The sequence below is a fragment of the Roseibium sp. genome, from assembly GCF_965232425.1.
In the GTDB taxonomy this organism is placed as follows: domain Bacteria; phylum Pseudomonadota; class Alphaproteobacteria; order Rhizobiales; family Stappiaceae; genus Roseibium.
The window spans coordinates 559,288-577,437 of sequence record NZ_OZ246971.1; the positions used below are offsets into that span (position 1 = coordinate 559,288).

Annotated in this window: 13 protein-coding genes; 6 read left to right on the plus strand and 7 right to left on the minus strand. The window is 60.2% G+C overall.

Features of this window, described 5'->3' with window-relative positions:
- Positions 1-26: 26 nt before the first annotated feature.
- The 7 genes from ACO08A_RS02640 to ACO08A_RS02670 all read right to left on the minus strand — a co-directional run bounded on the left by ACO08A_RS02640 (position 27) and on the right by ACO08A_RS02670 (position 10,356).
- Positions 27-2,033, minus strand: coding sequence for a DUF4114 domain-containing protein (locus tag ACO08A_RS02640; protein WP_422039705.1), 2,007 nt, complete (start codon positions 2,031-2,033; stop codon positions 27-29).
- A 255-nt stretch (positions 2,034-2,288) separates the two neighbouring features.
- Entirely contained in the window at positions 2,289-3,131 is an 843-nt protein-coding gene (locus tag ACO08A_RS02645; RefSeq protein WP_422039706.1) for a metal ABC transporter permease, read from the minus strand.
- Positions 3,131-4,027, minus strand: a complete 897-nt coding sequence (locus ACO08A_RS02650; protein ID WP_422039707.1) for a metal ABC transporter permease — start codon at positions 4,025-4,027, stop codon at positions 3,131-3,133. The genes ACO08A_RS02645 and ACO08A_RS02650 overlap by 1 nt, the downstream gene beginning before the upstream one ends.
- On the minus strand, positions 4,024-4,896 hold the full coding sequence (locus ACO08A_RS02655; protein ID WP_422041846.1) for a manganese/iron ABC transporter ATP-binding protein: 873 nt from the start codon (positions 4,894-4,896) through the stop codon (positions 4,024-4,026). Before ACO08A_RS02655 ends, ACO08A_RS02650 begins: the two co-directional genes overlap by 4 nt.
- A 95-nt stretch (positions 4,897-4,991) precedes the next feature.
- Positions 4,992-5,864 (minus strand): metal ABC transporter substrate-binding protein, encoded by an 873-nt coding sequence (locus tag ACO08A_RS02660; RefSeq protein ID WP_422041847.1) that lies wholly within the window; start codon positions 5,862-5,864, stop codon positions 4,992-4,994.
- 198 nt (positions 5,865-6,062) lie between these two features.
- The gene (locus tag ACO08A_RS02665; protein WP_422039708.1) at positions 6,063-6,977 is read right to left on the minus strand and encodes a response regulator; all 915 of its coding nucleotides are present in this window, start codon (positions 6,975-6,977) and stop codon (positions 6,063-6,065) included.
- Positions 6,967-10,356, minus strand: coding sequence for an ATP-binding protein (locus ACO08A_RS02670; protein WP_422039709.1), 3,390 nt, complete (start codon positions 10,354-10,356; stop codon positions 6,967-6,969). Before ACO08A_RS02670 ends, ACO08A_RS02665 begins: the two co-directional genes overlap by 11 nt.
- 279 nt (positions 10,357-10,635) lie before the next feature.
- Here ACO08A_RS02670 and urtA point away from each other — a divergent pair, with 279 nt between their 5' ends.
- From urtA to ACO08A_RS02700, 6 genes are all read left to right on the plus strand, one after another.
- Positions 10,636-11,922: an urea ABC transporter substrate-binding protein gene (urtA, locus tag ACO08A_RS02675; RefSeq protein WP_421981896.1), complete on the plus strand. Its 1,287-nt coding sequence runs from the start codon at positions 10,636-10,638 to the stop codon at positions 11,920-11,922.
- A 191-nt stretch (positions 11,923-12,113) separates the two neighbouring features.
- A complete protein-coding gene (gene urtB / locus ACO08A_RS02680; RefSeq protein ID WP_422039710.1) occupies positions 12,114-13,724 on the plus strand; it encodes an urea ABC transporter permease subunit UrtB in 1,611 nt (536 codons plus the stop codon).
- Positions 13,721-14,959: an urea ABC transporter permease subunit UrtC gene (urtC, locus tag ACO08A_RS02685; RefSeq protein ID WP_422039711.1), complete on the plus strand. Its 1,239-nt coding sequence runs from the start codon at positions 13,721-13,723 to the stop codon at positions 14,957-14,959. Before urtB ends, urtC begins: the two co-directional genes overlap by 4 nt.
- Before the next feature lie 3 nt (positions 14,960-14,962).
- Positions 14,963-15,709, plus strand: a complete 747-nt coding sequence (gene urtD / locus ACO08A_RS02690; protein ID WP_422039712.1) for an urea ABC transporter ATP-binding protein UrtD — start codon at positions 14,963-14,965, stop codon at positions 15,707-15,709.
- A gap of 3 nt (positions 15,710-15,712) precedes the next feature.
- Positions 15,713-16,408 (plus strand): urea ABC transporter ATP-binding subunit UrtE, encoded by a 696-nt coding sequence (urtE, locus tag ACO08A_RS02695; protein ID WP_421981892.1) that lies wholly within the window; start codon positions 15,713-15,715, stop codon positions 16,406-16,408.
- A 177-nt stretch (positions 16,409-16,585) separates the two neighbouring features.
- Positions 16,586-17,893, plus strand: a complete 1,308-nt coding sequence (locus tag ACO08A_RS02700; protein WP_422039713.1) for a UDP-glucose dehydrogenase family protein — start codon at positions 16,586-16,588, stop codon at positions 17,891-17,893.
- The last annotated feature ends 257 nt before the right edge of the window (positions 17,894-18,150 follow it).

The window sequence follows — 18,150 nt, forward strand, 5'->3', positions numbered from 1 at the left end:
CCTGTCTGGATGTCAGAATTCAATCCTCAGAAAACGAAACAATCATTGTCATAGAGGAACTGCAGAGACTGCTCACCAACACCGCTCAGCGTGCAGATGTCGTTGTAGCTGCCGTCTCCGGACAGGTCGACGGACAGGAGCGTGTCACCATCGGATCCGGTCGCCTGCAGCTTGCCGAGGAAGGTCTGGTCATCATCGCTGCCGGCAAGGTGGCTGAAATCCAGCAAGTCCGTGCCGATGACGAAATCGGTGATGAGGTCCAACCCGCTCAGGTCGTAGCTGCGGAAGATGAACGTGTCGATGCCAGTGCCGCCGGTCAGCGTGTCGCTGCCGCCGAGGCTCCTGATCTCGTCATTGCCGGCACCGCCGTCAATCACGTTGACACCGGACGTCCCTTTCAGGATGTCGTTGCCCGACCCGGACTTGATGTTGTCGATGAAGTGCAACGTGTCCGTTCCGATCTCCAGGCCATGGGCCTTCTTGTTGTGGAGCAGGATCGACAGGTCGACGCCGAAGGCGGAGTAGTCGACGGTGTCGTTACCCTGGCCGCCATGCATGTAGTCGTTACCGGCATCCCCGTAGAACGTGTCATCGTCGTGACCGCCGTAGAGCTTGTCGTTGTTGTGACCACCGCGCAGTTCGTCGTTTCCGGCACCGCCCTTGAGGATGTCTTCGCCGTAGCCGCCCTGCATGATGTCGTCGCCGGAGCCGCCGATGAGCATGTCGACACCGTTGCCGCCATCCATGGTGTCGTTGCCGGTGCCGCCGTTCATCGTGTCGTCACCATAGCCACCCTGCATGACATCGTCGCCGGAGCCGCCGTTGAGCGTGTCATCGTCATTGCCGCCATCCAGCGTGTCATTGCCGGAGCCGCCATTGAGCGTGTCATCGCCGGATTCGCCGTAAAGCGTGTCATCGCCGTTGTTGCCGTTCAGCTCGTCGTTCTGCTGACCGCCATGGAGGATGTCGTTGCCGGAATTGCCGTAGAGCTTGTCTTCGCCCGACCCTCCATAAAGGGTGTCGTTGCCGCTGCCACCGTGCAGGTCGTCATTGCCGTTGTTGCCGTAGAGCCAGTCGTCGCCGGACCGCCCGTGAAGTTCATCGGCACCGGTGCCACCATGCAGGTGGTCATTGTCGGACCGTTCGATGACAACCGGCGTGTCGCCACCGTTGCCGGGTTCGGGGTCGGTGCCGCCGGAGCCCTGATTGTAGTGGGCGTTCAGGACCAGGGCGTTGGCGAGACCGATATCGACCGTAAAAACGCTGTCGTCGAAATCGCGGTCGCCGCCGTTGAAGAGATCTTCAAACCCGAGGGTGAGCGTGCCCGCGTCGGTTTTCAGGACGCCGGTCGTGTGAAGGATATTGTCCGGGTTCAGGTCGACCGTGTCGCCATATGCGGCGGTGTGGTACGGATCGTACTGGATGAGCGTCTTCGTGCCATCAGGTGCGATGTGATAGAGGCGCGGGCTGTCGCTGTCGAGCGTTGCCTGCGTTCCATCGGAGTTCTGGAATTCGAGCGTGCCGTTTTCCATATCGAGATGCGAATATCCGCCGTTGCGGCTATAGCCGTTGGACACAATGAAAAACGCGACACGGTCGCCGGCACTGACATCCAGGAATTCGCGGGTTTCGCCGGCGATGAGATTGCCGCCGCTGCCCTGCAGCGAGGCGTTCGGCCAGATGAACTCGACATCCTGGATCGTGCCGTCTTCGGCGATCTTGTAGTAGCCGAACGTGTTGCGGTAGCCGGCAGTTTCACCCTCGAACACCACGGAAACCGGATAGTCGTCAGTGATCTCGACCGACGTTACCTGCACGAGGCTCGGACCGCCCGAGCCGTAGAGAATGTCGTTGCCGTTGTCGCCGTAGAGCGTGTCGTCTCCGGTTCCGCCCCAGATTTCGTCATTGCCGTTCTTGCCGGTCAGGAGATCGTCACCGAAACGTCCGGACATTACGTCGGAGTGTTTCGAGCCATTCAAAACATCATCTTCATTGGTCCCGATGACGGGACGTGTTGCGGGTAAGCTGGGCATGTCAATGCACTCCTTCTGATAATGCGCAGACGCGCAGTTTCAGGCGGAGCTGTGCAGTTAACGGGCCATTAACCACATAAATGTAGATCAGATTTTCTTTATTTTTTTCAATGCTTTATTTGTTAACTTTGTTTCAGCTGGCCACGTCGTTTTCGAAAAAACAACAGGGCCTTTCAGTTCTGCAAACGGAAATTTCGGTTATGGGAATTCCGCGTGATCCTCGGAAATGCTCTGCCGTTGCCGCCTATCGTTCTCTCAACCCGTCTTGGCAGCTGACGCCGCTCTCGTCAGCAGGAGCCGCCGCGCGAAGGCCGCAACGAACACCAGCGTCAGGATCAGGATGATCGTCGGCGCGGGGGCGCTGTCGAGAAAGAAACTGGCGTAGGTTCCGGCGAGCATGGACGACATGCAGACAAGTACAGACACCCAGAGCATGGTGCCGAAGGTTCTCACCAGCAGGAAGGCAATTGCCCCGGGTGCGATCAGCAACCCGATGGCGAGGATAAGACCTGCCGCCGAAAGGGTGGCCACGATAGTGAGCGAAAGCGCCGCCAGAAGCCCGTAATGCAGCAGGTTGACGGGTAGACCCGATGCACGGGCCTGTGCGGCATCGAAACTGTGCAGGACGAGATCCTTCCACTTCAGCACCAGGGCACCGCTCACGAGATGCGCGATGATACCGGCGGTGACGAGATCCGACGTTCCGACGCCGAGCATGTTGCCGAACAGGATATGATCGAGATGGGCGTCGGTTTCGATGGCGACGTAAAGCACGATCCCGAGGCCGAACATGCCCGAGAAGACGACACCCATCACGGTGTCCTGCTTCACCCGGCTGTTGCCGGCCAGATACCCGGTTGCCAGGGCGCAGACCATTCCGGCCGCAAACGCGCCGATCAGGAGCGGAATACCGAATATATAGGCAACCACGATCCCGGGCAGGATCGCATGGCTGACCGCATCGCCCATCAGCGCCCAGCCCTTCATGACCAGAAAGCACGAGAGCAGCGCGGTCGGGATGGAGACGATGATGCAGATCAGAAAGGCGTTCTGCATGAAGGGGAAGCGGAACGGCAACAGCAGCGTATCGAGATCCATCAGGCGGCCTCCCCGCCTTTCTGGTCCGCTTCGTTCGGCTGACCTTCCCGAAGGGCTGCCGCCGCCTTGCGCCTTGCTGCCAAAAGCCCGTGCTTGGGCGCGAACACGAATGCGGTCAGAAAGACCAGGGTCTGAAGCGTCACGATAATGCCACCCGTCGCGCCATCCAGGAAGTAGCTGACATAAGCGCCTGAAAAGCTGGTCAGCGCGCCGATGGCGACAGAGAGCGCGATCAGACGCGGAAAGCGGTCGCACAGCAGATAGGCCGTGGCACCGGGCGTCACCACCATGGCGATGACCAGGAACGCTCCCACCGTCTGCATCGCCGCGACCACGGAGGCGGACAGAAGCACGAAGAAAACGGCTTTCAATGCGCCCGGGTTCAAACCGATGGAACGTGCATGGCTCTCGTCGAAGAACGTCACCATCAGGTCTTTCCACTTCGCCAGCAGTACCGCCAGCGACACAAAACCGATGATGGCAAGCTGGAGGGTGTCTTCGGGCGTGATCGCCAGGATGTTGCCCATCGTGATTGTCTGGATGGAGACCGACATCGGGTTCACGGAAACAATGAACAGGCCGAGGCCGAAAAAGGAGGTGAAGATAAGACCGATGATAACGTCCGGTTTCAATCCGGATCGTTCTGAGAGGAAAAGCATCGCACCGGCGGCCAGCCCGCCCGCGAGAAAGGCGCCGAGCGAAAACGGCAGTCCGAGAACGTAGGCCCCGGCGACGCCCGGCACGACGGAGTGAGACAGTGCATCTCCGATCAGGGACCAGCCCTTCAGCATCAGGTATGCGGACAGAAATGCACAGACACCGCCCACCAGGGCCGAAACCCACATGGCATTGACCATGTAATTGTAGGCAAAAGGTTCCAGAAGGATCGACATCATCGCTTGCCGTCCGTGGTCTGGACCTCGTCGCCGTACTGCACGAACGGTCTTTCGTCGTCGGTGAGGATCGTTACCGTGCGCTGGTCACCATCGGTGTGCAGCGTTTCGTCCGAAATGGTGAAATGGCGCAACACGCCACCGAAGGCCTGTTCCAGGTTTTCCCGTGTGAAGGTCGTCTGCGTCGCGCCATAGGCCAGCACGGTTCCCTTCACCAGCACGGTCCGATCGCAGAACTCGGGAACCGAGCCGAGATTATGGGTCGAAACCAGCATGACCCGGCCCTCCTCCCGGAGTTCCTTCAGAAGCGCAACAATCTGCTCTTCGGTCTTGACGTCCACGCCGGTGAAGGGTTCATCCAGTAGAATAACCTGGCCGTCCTGTGCGAGCGCACGGGCAAGAAAGACGCGTTTGCGCTGCCCGCCGGACAATTCGCCGATCTGGCGCTGGCGGAAGTCCTGCATGTTGACCCGGCGCAGCGCCGTGTCGACCGCAGCGTGATCGGCCGGTTTCGGACGGCGCAAAAACCCCATGTGGCCGTACCGGCCCATCATGACGACGTCCTCGACCAGTACCGGGAAAGACCAGTCGACCTCCTCCGATTGCGGCACATACGCAACCAGGTTCTGCTTCAGCGCCTCGCGCACCGGCAGATCGAGAATGCGTATCTCGCCCTGTGCCGCAGGGACAAAACCCATGATCGCCTTGAACAGCGTCGACTTGCCCGCACCGTTCACGCCAACCAAGGCCGTCACCGTGCCCCTTGGAATGGAAAAACTTGCATTCCACAACGCCGTGTGACCGTTGCGATAGGTAACGGTCACATCCTTTGCGGAAAGTCCGCCAGCGTCCGCTGACACGGTCGCATCCATTTCGGGGTCCTTGACGATTTGCAGCACGGGTCACCCCATTAAAGAGTACTCTTCACGACATAACAATCGGGTGGCGGCCGCTCGGCCCGCAGCGATCAGTTCGACGCCGACTTCAAACCTTCGGCAACGGTTGTGGCGGTCACTCTCAGGAGATCGAGATAGGTCGGCACCTTGCCACCGGCCTCGCTCAACGAGTCCACGTAGAGCTCGCCGCCGTAGCTTGCGCCGGTCTCACGCGCGACCTGCTTTGCCGGCGCGGTGTTCACCGTGCTTTCGCAGAAGACGACCGGGATCTCGTTTTCCCTGACACCATCGATCACGGACCTCACCTGCTGAGGCGTGCCGACCTGGTCGGCATTCATCGGCCAGAGATAGAGTTCCTTCATGCCGAAGTCCCGGGCGAGATAACTGAAGGCCCCTTCGCAGGTAACCAGCCAGCGCTGCGCCTCCGGGATTTCCGCAACCGCCTCGCGAAGCGGTTCGATGGTCGCCCGCAACTGCTCCTTGTAGGCTTCCGCATTCTGTTCGTATGTCGCGGCGTTATCCGGATCCTGCGCTGAAAAGGCCGCAACGATGTTGTCGATATAGACCAGCGCGTTGTCGAGCCCCATCCAGGCATGCGGATTCGGCTTGCCTTGATAGGCGCCCGAACGGATGGCGATCGGATCGATGCCGTCCGTCAGCGTCGCCGACGGGATGTCACCGAGATTGGACAGGAACTGCTCGAACCAGAGTTCCAGGTTCATGCCGTTCCAGAGGATCAGATCGGCATCGGATGCCCGTACGATGTCCTGTGGTGTCGGCTGGTAACCGTGGATTTCCGCGCCCGGTTTGGTGATCGACACGACTTCGGCAGCCTCTCCCGCCACATTGCCGGCGATGTCGGCAATCACGGTAAAGGTGGTCGCGACCTTCATCTTGTCAGCCGCCTGGGCAACCGGTGACAGGAGTATCGCGAGGGAGGTCATGGACGCGGCAAACAAGGACCTTCTGATCATTCCGGACTCCAAACTGGGATTTCGCTCCATCTTCTGCAATTGATATTGCAAATCATTTGCAACTGTCAACCCAGTTGCGAACGATTCTCATTAAACTTCGGCAATCAAGGAAAGACGTAGAGTTTTGCGGTCAAAAGAAAAGGCCAAGCCTGCGCAGTCACGAAACGCCTACAGCGCGTAGATGATTTCAGCTGCACGCACAGCCGCTGACGCCCTGTTTTCGACGCCGAGTTTGACGAAGATCTGCTCGAGGTGCTTGTTGACCGTGCGCGGCGAGAGACCGAGGATCTCGCCGATGTCCTTGTTCGACTTGCCCTTGGCGATCCAGATCAGCACCTCGGCTTCGCGCTGGGTGAGTTCGAACCGGTCCTGAAGCGCCCGGATCTGACCCGCTTCGTCCTCTTTCGTGACGCGGAACAAGTTTTCGTCCGGCCCGACGCGGCCAAGCGGATGCAGCTGGACCGCGAGCTTGTCGGACAGCCCGAGCATGAAACTCTTGTGGTAGGCGCCGGAAGGTTCTGACGTGTCGAGCCAGTCGCCAAGCGCCTTGCCAAGCTGCCGCAGGCTCGTCTCCGCGTTTCCGGCCTGTTCGAGAAGCGACTGGATCTGCGGCGTCGACCAGAGAATGTTGCCTGCTGCATTGACCGCGACGAGATGGCGGCCGGCGGCATCCAGCGCGACGTGGGCGCTCTGCACCGAACGCGCATTCTTGAGATGAACCTTGATGCGCGCCTTCAGTTCATCAACGTCGATCGGCTTGGTCAGGAAGTCGACACCACCCGATTCCAGCGCCTTCACGATATGCTCGGTTTCCGACAGCCCCGTCATGAAGATCACCGGCACATGCTTCAGGGCCGGGTTGTCCTTGATCCTCCGGCAGGTTTCGAAGCCGTCCAGCCCGGGCATGACCGCGTCCATCAGGATCGTGTCGGGCGTGACCTTGCCGCAAATCGTGAGCGCCGCCTCGCCGCTGGTCGCAACCAGGACGGCGACGCCCGTCTTTTTCAGCGCCTCGGTCACGAACCCGAGGGTTTCCGGGCTGTCGTCCACCACAAGGACGGTATCGCGGCGGTCATCCGTCATTGGTTTCCAGTTCGCTCAGAACGTCGTTGTAAGCGTCAAAATCAAAGCGGTTGAGATGACCATGAAGCGTTTCGACAAGGGGTTTATTCTCGGGTGTCCCGGCAAGTTCGGCAAGCTTTGCCTCGATCCCCTCCACATATCCGATCTCGGCTAGCGAGATCAGATCGGCGACATGTTTTGCACCCGGTGATCTCAGGCGTACCCGTTTGGCAGGTTCCGGGCCGTCCTGCTGAACCGTCTCCGTCCAGGTCAGGCCGAGATGCTTCTGCAACAGATCAAGCAACTGGCCGATGTCAAACGGTTTCGCCAGGGTCGCATCATGGAGCGAGGGCCCGTCGGGCCGAAGAGACTGGTCGCCGATATTGGCCGACAGCATTACGATCGGTGTGTGCTCATCCGCGCGGCGCAGCGCCTGGGTCAGTTCCCATCCGTTCATGCCGGGCATCAGAATGTCGACGAGATAGAGATCCGGCGCAAGATCAACCAGCGCCGAAAGGCACTCTGACCCGTTTGCGGCTTCCAGGACCGTGAAGCCGATCGGTTTCAGGATTTCACTCACCAGCGCGCGGTGGTCGGGATTGTCGTCGACCACGGCGATGGTCTTGCGCGCGCCCTTGTAGCCCCTCACCTGGTGCTCAAGGCGCACGATGTCGACCGGCCGGTCCACGGCGGCCAGCATGAGGCGAACCTCGAAGGATGCGCCCTTTCCGGGCTCGCTCGCGAGCGCGATCGCCCCGCCCATGGTTTCCGTCAAGAGCTTGGTGATGGTCAGGCCGAGGCCAAGCCCCGGGGCAGAGCGGCTCGCCGGCGCCTTACTGCGGCCGAACGGTTCGAAGATCTTGGCCTGCTCTTTGAGATCGATACCCGGCCCGGTGTCCCTGATGACGAAGCTTGCGACCTGGGACCGGTAGCCAACGCTGAGCGAAACCTTGCCGCTTTCGGTGAACTTGATGGCGTTGGAGAGAAGGTTGACCAGAATCTGACGCAATCGCTTCTCGTCGGTCCTGACGAAGACCGGCAGGTTGGGCGCGGCGTCGAATTCGAACCCGAGCCCCTTCGCGCTTGCCTGCATTTCGAACATGTCGACGATCTGGTCGAGGAAATCGTGGATGTTGATCTCGTTGGAGTAGATCTGCAGACGGCCCGCCTCGATCCGCGATATGTCCAGCAGCCCGTCGATCAGACCGGAGAGATGTTCGGCACTGCGCCGGATCGTGCTGACGGCGGGCTTGCGGGCCATGGGCAGCGTTTCATCACGTTCCAGCACCTGCGCATAGCCGAGCACGGCATTCAGAGGCGTCCTGAGTTCGTGGCTGAGACCAACCACGTAGCGGCTCTTGGCGAGGTTCGCCGCCTCGGCATCTTCCTTGGCCTTTTGCAGGGCCGCATCGGTCACGCCGTGCGCGTCTATCTCCTTCTGGAGGAGGGCGTTCTGGCGCGCCGATTCTTCCTCGGCGACCCGGCGCGTGTCATGGGCGAGAACCAGGAACCAGCAGGCTATTCCGGCGACGATCGTGAAGACGAAGAAAATCAGGGTGATCGTCTGGGCGATGATGCCGGTCGGATCTCCGAAGCGGCTAACGGCCTGCGCGTAGATCACCCACAGGACGAGGCCGATCCCGGTGATGGAAATTGCTGACGCGATGGCGTAGCGGCCCAGACGCGAGTTCAGGGAGGAGATCACCTGTTCCGGCAACACCAGCGATGCGACGCTGCCGACCTGATGCGCCAAGCGTGCATTGGGCTTGCAGGAATCATGGCACCTTGCATCGAGCGAGCAGCACAGCGAGCAGATCGGTGCCTGATAGGCCGGGCAGTAGGCCATGTCCTCCGGTTCGAAGGGATTTTCGCAAATCGAACAGGCAATGCTTGATTTGTCCTGCCAACTGGCACGCGGCTTGCGCGCCAGATAGTATTTTCCCCTGGTCGCGTAGGCGATCAGGGGCGCTGCCACAAAAGCGATCGCCATCGCCAGGAAGGTGGCGAGTGCCGCCGGGACTTCTCCGAACTGGCCAAAATGCGCTGCAAGCGAAAGACCCGCCGCAAGCAGCATCGCGCCGGTCCCGACGGGATTGATGTCATAAAGGTGGGCCCGCTTGAATTCGATGCCGGGCGGCGACAGTCCGAGCGGCTTGTTGATGAACAGATCCGCGGAGATCGCAGACAGCCAGGCCATTGCGACAATGGAAAAGACCCCGAGCGTCTCCTCCAGCAACGTGTAGATGCCAAGTTCCATCAGAAGCAGGGCGATTCCGACATTGAACACCAGCCAGACCACGCGTCCGGGATGCGAATGCGTCAGCCTTGAGAAGAAGTTCGACCAGGCAAGAGACCCGGCATAGGCGTTCATCACGTTGATCTTGAGCTGGGCGACCACGACAAAGGCAGCCATCAGCAGGAGCACGACGGTCTCGTTGGGGATCATGTAGCCGAAAGCAACGGTATACATGCGCGAGGGTTCGTCGGCGTGCTCGACGGGGACGCCGTGCGACAGCACCAGCACGGCGAGGAAGGACCCCGCGATCATTTTCGGAGCGCCCAGAACGACCCAGCCCGGTCCGGCAAGGAAAAGGGCGAGCCGGTGCCGTCGGCGCGCAAAGTCTTCCGCAGGCAGGAACCGGAGGAAATCGACCTGTTCACCGATCTGCGCCATCAGGGCAAGGATGACGGCTGTCGCAGCACCAAAGCTGATCAGGTTGACGCTTTCCCAGCCTCCCGGTTCGGTCCTGGGTGCCTGGGTTACCGGATCGATACCGGAGAATGTCAGCCACTGTCCGACAGACTGCCAGTCCGTAAACGCGATGAACACGAAGGGCAGGATGTTCAGGACGATCCAGAACGGCTGGGTGGCAAGCTGGAACCGGCTGATCCAGGTGATGCCGTGGGTCACCAGCGGAATGACGGCGACGGCGCTGATGATGTATCCCAGCCAGAGGGGGACACCGAAGGCGAACTCGAGCGCGCTCGACATGATCGAGGCTTCGATGGCGAACAGGATGAAGGTGAAACTGGCGTAGATGAGCGACGTTATGGTCGATCCGATGTAACCAAACCCCGCGCCGCGGGTCAGCAGGTCGATATCGACGCCGTAACGCATGGCATAGCGGCTGATCGGCAAGCCGACGATCAGGAGGACCAGGCTTCCCACCAGGATGGCGACGAAGGCGTTGGCGGTCCCGTGAGACAGCGTGATCGCACCGCCGATCGCTTCCAGCGCCAGAAAGGAGATCGCGCCTATCGCGGTCTGGGAAATGGCCCGCGAGGAAAACCGGCGCGCGCCCTTGGCCGTGAAACGGAGGGCATAGTCCTCAAGCGTCTGGTTGTTGACCCATTTGTTGTACTGACGGCGAACGGGCAATATGCGCTGACGGGCGGTCAATGCGTCTTCCCTGCCCTGCTTTTGGCCATGTGCCTATTTTTTCGGCAAAAAGCCGTCTGCATTGCCCCAACTTTCCCTGTTTACAGTCCAAGGCGATCTACACAGCACAATCCGTGCCGACCGGTGCCGGCAATGCCGGACCGTCCCCACCGCCGCTTACGTCAATTGACGTATGTTGCGCCGCAGTTGTTCCGGCGCACGATCCGTCCCCGATGGCGGCAATCCTTCCAGCCGTCCTGCACCGGCAGGGAACCGGTGCATCGTATCAAGGGGACTTACATGAAAAACACATTCACCAAATTCGCCCTCGCAGGCCTGATGGCCTCCACCATGATCGGTGGCGCAGCTGCCGACGACGACACGATCAAGGTCGGTATCCTGCACTCGCTTTCGGGCACGATGGCGATCTCCGAAACCACGCTCAAAGACGCCATGCTGATGCTCATCGAGGAGCAGAACAAGAAGGGCGGTCTTCTGGGCAAGAAGCTTGAAGCCGTCGTCGTCGATCCGGCATCCGACTGGCCGCTGTTTGCCGAGAAGGCACGCGAACTGATCGAAGTGAACGGCGTCGATGCCGTCTTCGGCTGCTGGACATCCGTTTCGCGCAAGTCCGTGCTTCCGGTCTTCGAAGAGCTGAACTCGCTTCTCTTCTACCCGGTTCAGTATGAAGGCGAAGAGTCCCAGCGCAACGTTTTCTACACGGGTGCCGCTCCGAACCAGCAGGCGATTCCGGCTGTTGACTACCTGATGAACGAAGAAGGCGTCGAGCGCTGGGTTCTTGCCGGAACCGACTATGTCTATCCGCGCACGACCAACAAGATCCTCGAAGCCTACCTGAAGTCCAAGGGTGTCGCTGAAGAAGACATCATGATCAACTACACGCCGTTCGGTCATTCCGACTGGCAGACGATCGTTTCGGACATCAAGACCTTCGGTTCGGGCGGCAAGAAAACCGCCGTGGTCTCCACGATCAACGGCGACGCCAACGTTCCGTTCTACAAGGAACTGGCAAACGCCGGCATCAAGGCCGAAGACATTCCGGTCGTTGCCTTCTCCGTGGGTGAGGAAGAACTCGCCGGCCTCGACACCGGCCCGCTTGTCGGCCACCTCGCTGCCTGGAACTACTTCCAGTCCGCCGATACCGACATCAACGCCGAATTCATCGATGCATGGCATGCCTTCATCGGCGACGAGGACCGTGTGACCAACGACCCGATGGAAGCACACTTCATCGGCTTCAACATGTGGGTTGAAGCTGTCGAGAAAGCCGGCACGACCGATCCGGATGCCGTGATCGACGCAATCGTCGGTGTCTCCGTGCCGAACCTGACAGGCGGATACTCGGCCATGATGCCGAACCACCACATCACCAAGCCTGTTCTGATCGGCGAGATCCAGGACGACGGCCAGTTTGAAACCGTCTGGGAAACCTCCGGTACGGTGGTTGGCGATGCATGGTCCGACTACCTGGAAGGCTCCAAGGATCTGATCTCGGATTGGCGTGCGCCGCTTTCCTGCGGCAACTTCAACACCGCCACCGGCAAGTGCGGCGGTTCCGGGTCCTAAGGGAGGAACCGGCGGAGCGGGTTTTTACGGGCCCGCTCCGCACCTTTCCTGCCACTGTTGTCCCGGATGTCGAATGGGAAACCCGGGAAGACGCGAGAACCAAAACCTCATCCTGAGGAGGACCCAAGGGTCCGCCTGAACGGCTCCCGGGGATGAGGCGTTTTATTCAAATTCACAGCGCCGGTGGACCTATGTCCTTCTTGAAATCGCTTCTGATATTCCTTTGCCTGCTAGCCAGCCCGGCACTTGCACAATCCGACCCGGAAACGCTCCGTCCGCTGATCAACGAACTCGCCAAGGGAAAATACGCCGAAACCGAGCAGCAGATCGGCAACCTGGCGGCGACGGGCGATCCCGCGGTTGCTCCGGCGCTCGAAGCCCTGGGCGCGGGTGATCTTTATTTCCGCAAGTCGGACGGGCAGGTCTTCATTGCGGAGAAGGACGGCAAACAATTCAAACTCACGGATCCGCTGACGCTGGAAGCGCAAGGCGAAGCCGGCCGGCGCGAAGTCACGAAGATCAAGGTGAACAACAAGCTGCGACGGGTTATCCGCTCTGCGCTCGGTTCCCTTACCCTGATGGCGCCGGACCCGAAGGTCCGCATCGCGGCCGCAGAAGCCGTCTTCAAGGCGAAAGACCCCGGCAGCATCGAAGCTCTCGACACGGCAATTGCCGCCGAGCAGGACGAAAACGTTCTCCGGGTCATGCAACAGGCGCGCGCTGCGGCCGTTCTGAATTCGGATCTGGACGAGGCCGACAAGATCGCGGCTGTCGAAACGCTTTCCGAGATGGGCAACCGCGAAGCGCTGTCGCTGCTGATCGCCGTCAGGTCGACCAACGAGGGCGCGGTTCAAGTTGCTGCCACGGCCGCCGTCACGAAAATCGAGAAATCCATCGCGGCATGGGACGCGGCTCAGAACATCTGGTACGGCATCTCGCTCGGATCGGTCCTGCTGCTTGCCGCCATCGGGCTTGCCATCACATTCGGCGTGATGGGCGTCATCAACATGGCGCATGGCGAGATGGTCATGATCGGGGCCTACACGACCTTCGTCGTCCAGGAACTCATCCGGACATCGGCCCCGGGCCTGTTCGACTATTCTCTCTTCATCGCACTGCCCCTCGCCTTTCTGACCGCGGGCCTGATCGGAATTGCGATCGAGCGCGGCGTCATCCGCTGGCTCTACGGACGCCCGTTGGAAACGCTCCTGGCTACGTGGGGGATCTCGCTCATCCTGCAACAGGCCGTGCGCTCGATCTTCGGCCCGACGAACCGTGAAGTCGGCAACCCGGACTGGATGTCCGGAGCGTTCGAACTTGGCCAGATGACCATCACCTATAATCGCATGTGGATCGTCGTCTTCGCCTTGCTGGTGTTTGCGGGCCTGATGCTGGTCCTGAAGAAAACGCCGTTCGGGCTCTATACGAGAGCCGTTACCCAGAACCGGCGCATGGCGGCCTCCATGGGGATCCGCACACCCTGGATCGACGCGCTGACCTTCGGTCTCGGTTCCGGAATTGCCGGAATTGCCGGCGTCGCGCTGTCTCAGATTGACAATGTGTCGCCCAACCTCGGCCAGGGGTACATCATCGACAGCTTCATGGTCGTTGTCTTCGGCGGTGTCGGAAACCTCTGGGGCACGCTGGTGGGCGCAATGACACTTGGCGTGGTCAACAAGTTCCTGGAACCCTATGCAGGAGCGGTGCTCGGCAAGATCTTCGTTCTCGTCTTTATCATCCTGTTCATTCAGAAGCGTCCGAGGGGGCTGTTCGCCCTCAAGGGCCGGGCAGTCGAAGCATGATGTCGTCGTTTCTCTTCCGCGCGATGGATGCGCGGGCCGGTGTGTTCCTGGCGATCATGGCCGCCGTCATCATTCTCGTTCCGGCCTGCAATCTTTTCGTGCCGGAGACTTCTGCCTTTCACGTGCCGACCTATGCCGTCACGCTGATGGGCAAGTACCTGACCTATGCGCTGCTTGCGCTGGCGGTCGATCTGGTCTGGGGCTATTGCGGCATTCTCTCGCTCGGCCATGCGGCATTCTTCGCACTCGGCGGCTACGCCATGGGCATGTATCTCATGCGGCAGATCGGCACCCGGGGGGTCTACGGTGACCCTCTCCTTCCGGACTTCATGGTGTTCCTGAACTGGCAGGAGCTGCCGTGGTACTGGTACGGCTTCGACATGTTCTGGTTCGCCGCCCTCATGGTCGTGCTGGTTCCGGGACTGCTGGCCTTCGTGTTCGGCTGGTTCGCTTTCCGCTCGCGGGTCACAGGTGTCTATCTGTCTATCATCACCCAGGCCCTCACCTACGCGCTTCTGCTGGCGTTCTTCCGCAATGACATGGGATTTGGCGGCAACAATGGCCTGACCGACTTCAAGGACATTCTGGGTTTCGACATCCAGGCGGACACGACACGTGCCGGCCTGTTTGCGGCCTCGGGAATTGCCCTGGTCATCTGCTTCCTGATCTGCCGGTCCATCACGCGTTCGAAGCTCGGAAAGGTTCTCGTGGCGGTTCGTGATGCGGAGAGCCGGACGCGCTTCCTCGGTTACCGTGTGGAACACTACAAGCTGTTCGTCTGGACACTTTCGGCCATGATGGCCGGCGTTGCCGGCGCGCTCTACGTCCCGCAGGTCGGCATCATCAACCCGGGTGAATTCGCACCCGCAAACTCGATCGAAGTCGTGATCTGGGTCGCGGTCGGCGGCAGGGGAACGCTTGTCGGTGCTGTGCTTGGTGCGGTCCTGGTCAACTTTGCAAAGACATGGTTCACGGCCGCTCTGCCGGATATCTGGCTGTTTGCCCTCGGCGGCCTGTTTGTCTTCGTGACCCTGTTCCTGCCGAAGGGAATCGTCGGCACCGTGAGCCAGGGCTGGACGGCCTTGCGCCAGCGCAAGATCTCCTCCGACTTCGGCGAAGGATCCGGTGACCCGCCGACGCAGCCTCCCCAGTCACCCGGTGCCCAGGCGAATGTCGAAAAGCCGGCCTCTGCAATCTCGCGCGCCGGGGCGGCGCATCCACAACCAGCGGAGTGAAGCATGACCCGGACCACAAGCCTGCTCTACCTTGACGGAGTGTCGGTGTCCTTCGACGGCTTCAAGGCCCTGAACGAGCTTTCGCTCATGATCGCGCCCGGCGAGATGCGCGCCATCATCGGACCGAACGGCGCCGGCAAGACGACCATGATGGACGTGATCACCGGCAAGACCCGGCCCGATACCGGCGAGGTCTTCTTCAACGGAACGATCGACCTGACCGGCGAGGACGAGGCCGCGATTGCCGAGCTTGGTGTCGGGCGGAAGTTCCAGAAGCCGACCGTCTTTGAAAGCCACACGGTCTGGGACAATCTGGAACTGGCGCTCAAGGCACCGAGGGGACCGTTCAACACCCTCTTCCACGTCATTACGGGCGGAGAGAAAAGCCGGATCGAGCAATTGCTGGAACTGATCAGGCTGAGCGACAAACGGGGAGAACTTGCCGCCAATCTCAGCCATGGACAGAAGCAGTGGCTCGAAATCGGGATGCTGCTCGCCCAGGATCCGAAACTGCTTCTGGTGGATGAACCGGCGGCGGGAATGACCGATGCTGAAACCGCCGAAACCGCCGACCTTCTCAAGGACATTGCCCGGGACCATTCGGTTGTCGTCGTCGAACACGACATGGATTTCGTGCGCTCGCTCGGGGTCAAGGTCACCGTTCTTCACGAAGGCTCGGTGCTCGCCGAAGGTTCACTCGATCATGTTTCCGCCGATGAGCGGGTTGTTGAAGTCTATCTGGGACGCTGATCCATGCTGAATGTTGATCAAATCGACCTCTATTACGGCGCTGCGCAGGCATTGAAGGGCGTTTCGCTTTCGGCGGAGACCGGAAAGGTCACGTGCCTGATGGGCCGCAACGGTGTCGGCAAGACATCGACGTTGCGTGCGATTTCCGGCCAGCAGGGCATTGCTTCGGGCAAGATCATCTGGGATGGGCAGGACATTTCCAACCTGCCCGCCCATGCGCGCGCACGTGCCGGGATCGCCCTGGTGCCACAGGGCCGGGAAATTTTCCCACTGCTTTCGGTCAAGGAAAACCTCGAAACTGGTTTTGCTCCGGTGAAACGCAAGGACAGGCACATACCCGACACGATCTTTGAGCTCTTTCCCGTTCTCAAGGACATGCTGAACCGGCGGGGCGGTGACCTTTCCGGCGGCCAGCAGCAGCAGCTTGCCATTGCGCGCGCCCTGGTGACGCGGCCGAAACTGCTGGTTCTCGACGAACCGACGGAGGGCATTCAACCGTCCATCATCAAGGATATCGGGCGCGCCATTGCCTGGCTCAGGGATCAGGGAACAATGGCCATCGTTCTCGTTGAGCAGTATTTCGAATTTGCCCGCGACCTCGCAGACACATATGCGGTCATGGATCGCGGGGAAGTCGTCCTTGCAGGTTCCGGCGCGGACCTCTCGGAGAGCGAAGTTCGCCGCTATCTGACGGTCTAACTCCCCGGAAACCCGGTTAAGGTAAAGCACAGATCGTTGGCCTGGTTCGACCCTTTGTGGGTAGAAATCACGTCCGCAGTCGTGTTAGGGGCTGTGCAGCTTTCACGCTGCCGCACGGATCCGTGCGCCCGCGGCCTGACCGGTGCGGGCTTCTGAATTTGGAACTGGAAATTTGCTATGCGCGTTGCAATGATTGGGACCGGCTATGTCGGTCTCGTATCCGGCACTTGTTTTGCCGATTTCGGTCACGTGGTGACCTGTATTGATAAGGACGCCACCAAGATTGACGCCTTGAATTCGGGGCAGATACCTATCTATGAACCCGGTCTTCAGGATCTGGTTGCCAAGAATGTTGCGGAAGAACGCCTCTATTTCACGACCGACCCGTCCGAAGCGATCCGGTCCGCCGATGCCGTCTTCATCGCCGTGGGCACGCCCACCAGGCGCGGAGACGGGCACGCTGACCTGTCCTACGTCTATGCGGCCGCGGAAGAAATCGCCCGGCTGATCGAAGGCTTTACGGTTATTGTCACCAAGTCGACCGTACCGGTGGGAACGGGCGATGAAGTGGAAGACATCATCCGCAAGACCAATCCGGACGCAAAGTTCGCGGTCGTTTCCAATCCCGAATTCCTGCGCGAAGGCGCGGCCATCAACGATTTCAAGCGGCCGGACCGGGTGGTTGTCGGGACCGACAGCGAAGAAGCGGCAGACGTCATGCGGGAACTTTACCGTCCGCTCTTCCTCAACGAAACGCCGATCATCGTCACCAGACGGCGCACGTCCGAGCTGATAAAATATGCAGCAAACGCTTTCCTGGCCGTCAAGATCACCTTCATCAACGAGATCGCGGATCTTTGCGAAAGCGTCGGTGCGAATGTCCAGGAAGTGTCGCGCGGAATCGGCCTCGACAACCGTATCGGATCAAAGTTCCTGCACGCCGGTCCGGGCTACGGCGGATCCTGCTTTCCCAAGGACACGCTGGCGCTTTCCAAGATTGCCGCAGACGCCAAGTCCGACCTGAAGATCGTCGATGCGGTGATCGATGTAAATGCCGAACGAAAGAAGAAGATGGCCGACAAGGTCATCGAGTTCCTGGGCGGTGATGTGAACGGCAAGACGATCGCGCTGCTCGGCCTTGCCTTCAAGCCGAACACCGACGACATGCGCGAGGCTCCCAGCCTCGACATTGTCAAGAAGCTGCAGTCCGCAGGTGCCACCATCAGGGCCTACGATCCGGCCAGCATGGAGGAGGCCAGCCATCTGATGTCCGACGTCATGTTCTGCGACGGTCCTTACCATGCGCTGGAAAACGCGGACGTCGTGGTCATCGTCACGGAGTGGGACCAGTTCCGGGCGCTCGACCTCGACAGGGTCAAGGCCCTGGTGAAAGCGCCGAAGGTGGTCGACCTCAGGAACATCTACACGCCCGACTACATGAGCGCCCGCGGGTTTGAATATACCAGTGTCGGGCGCAGTTACTGACGCCGCCCCAAAAGCCTCGCTTGCGCATAACACACACCGTTGCCGGCCGTTTCAGGGGCCGGCGGCACTCCCGCAGTATTTACAGGAAATCAGTTCACGTCTTCCGTGATGCTGTTGCGGCGCGCGGGACGAACTGTTAATCAGCATGCTGAAATTTTGATTTTTAAGCATTTCGTTGGGCTTGTGTTAACGAAACGCACGCCAGCGGCGTTCGCTTCACTGGATTCGAAGGCACACCGCGAAACCCGTATATTGGA

Bases quoted from the DNA above. Each gene is read 5' to 3' on its own strand.
- urtA (WP_421981896.1), top strand. From the start codon at position 10,636: ATGAAAAACACATTCACCAAATTCGCCCTCGCAGGCCTGATGGCCTCC.
- ACO08A_RS02660 (WP_422041847.1), bottom strand. From the start codon at position 5,864: ATGACCTCCCTCGCGATACTCCTGTCACCGGTTGCCCAGGCGGCTGAC.
- ACO08A_RS02665 (WP_422039708.1), bottom strand. From the start codon at position 6,977: ATGACGGATGACCGCCGCGATACCGTCCTTGTGGTGGACGACAGCCCG.
- urtD (WP_422039712.1), top strand. From the start codon at position 14,963: ATGACCCGGACCACAAGCCTGCTCTACCTTGACGGAGTGTCGGTGTCC.
- ACO08A_RS02700 (WP_422039713.1), top strand. From the start codon at position 16,586: ATGCGCGTTGCAATGATTGGGACCGGCTATGTCGGTCTCGTATCCGGC.
- ACO08A_RS02655 (WP_422041846.1), bottom strand. From the start codon at position 4,896: ATGGATGCGACCGTGTCAGCGGACGCTGGCGGACTTTCCGCAAAGGAT.
- urtB (WP_422039710.1), top strand. From the start codon at position 12,114: ATGTCCTTCTTGAAATCGCTTCTGATATTCCTTTGCCTGCTAGCCAGC.
- ACO08A_RS02645 (WP_422039706.1), bottom strand. From the start codon at position 3,131: ATGGATCTCGATACGCTGCTGTTGCCGTTCCGCTTCCCCTTCATGCAG.
- urtE (WP_421981892.1), top strand. From the start codon at position 15,713: ATGCTGAATGTTGATCAAATCGACCTCTATTACGGCGCTGCGCAGGCA.
- urtC (WP_422039711.1), top strand. From the start codon at position 13,721: ATGATGTCGTCGTTTCTCTTCCGCGCGATGGATGCGCGGGCCGGTGTG.
- ACO08A_RS02650 (WP_422039707.1), bottom strand. From the start codon at position 4,027: ATGATGTCGATCCTTCTGGAACCTTTTGCCTACAATTACATGGTCAAT.
- ACO08A_RS02640 (WP_422039705.1), bottom strand. From the start codon at position 2,033: ATGCCCAGCTTACCCGCAACACGTCCCGTCATCGGGACCAATGAAGAT.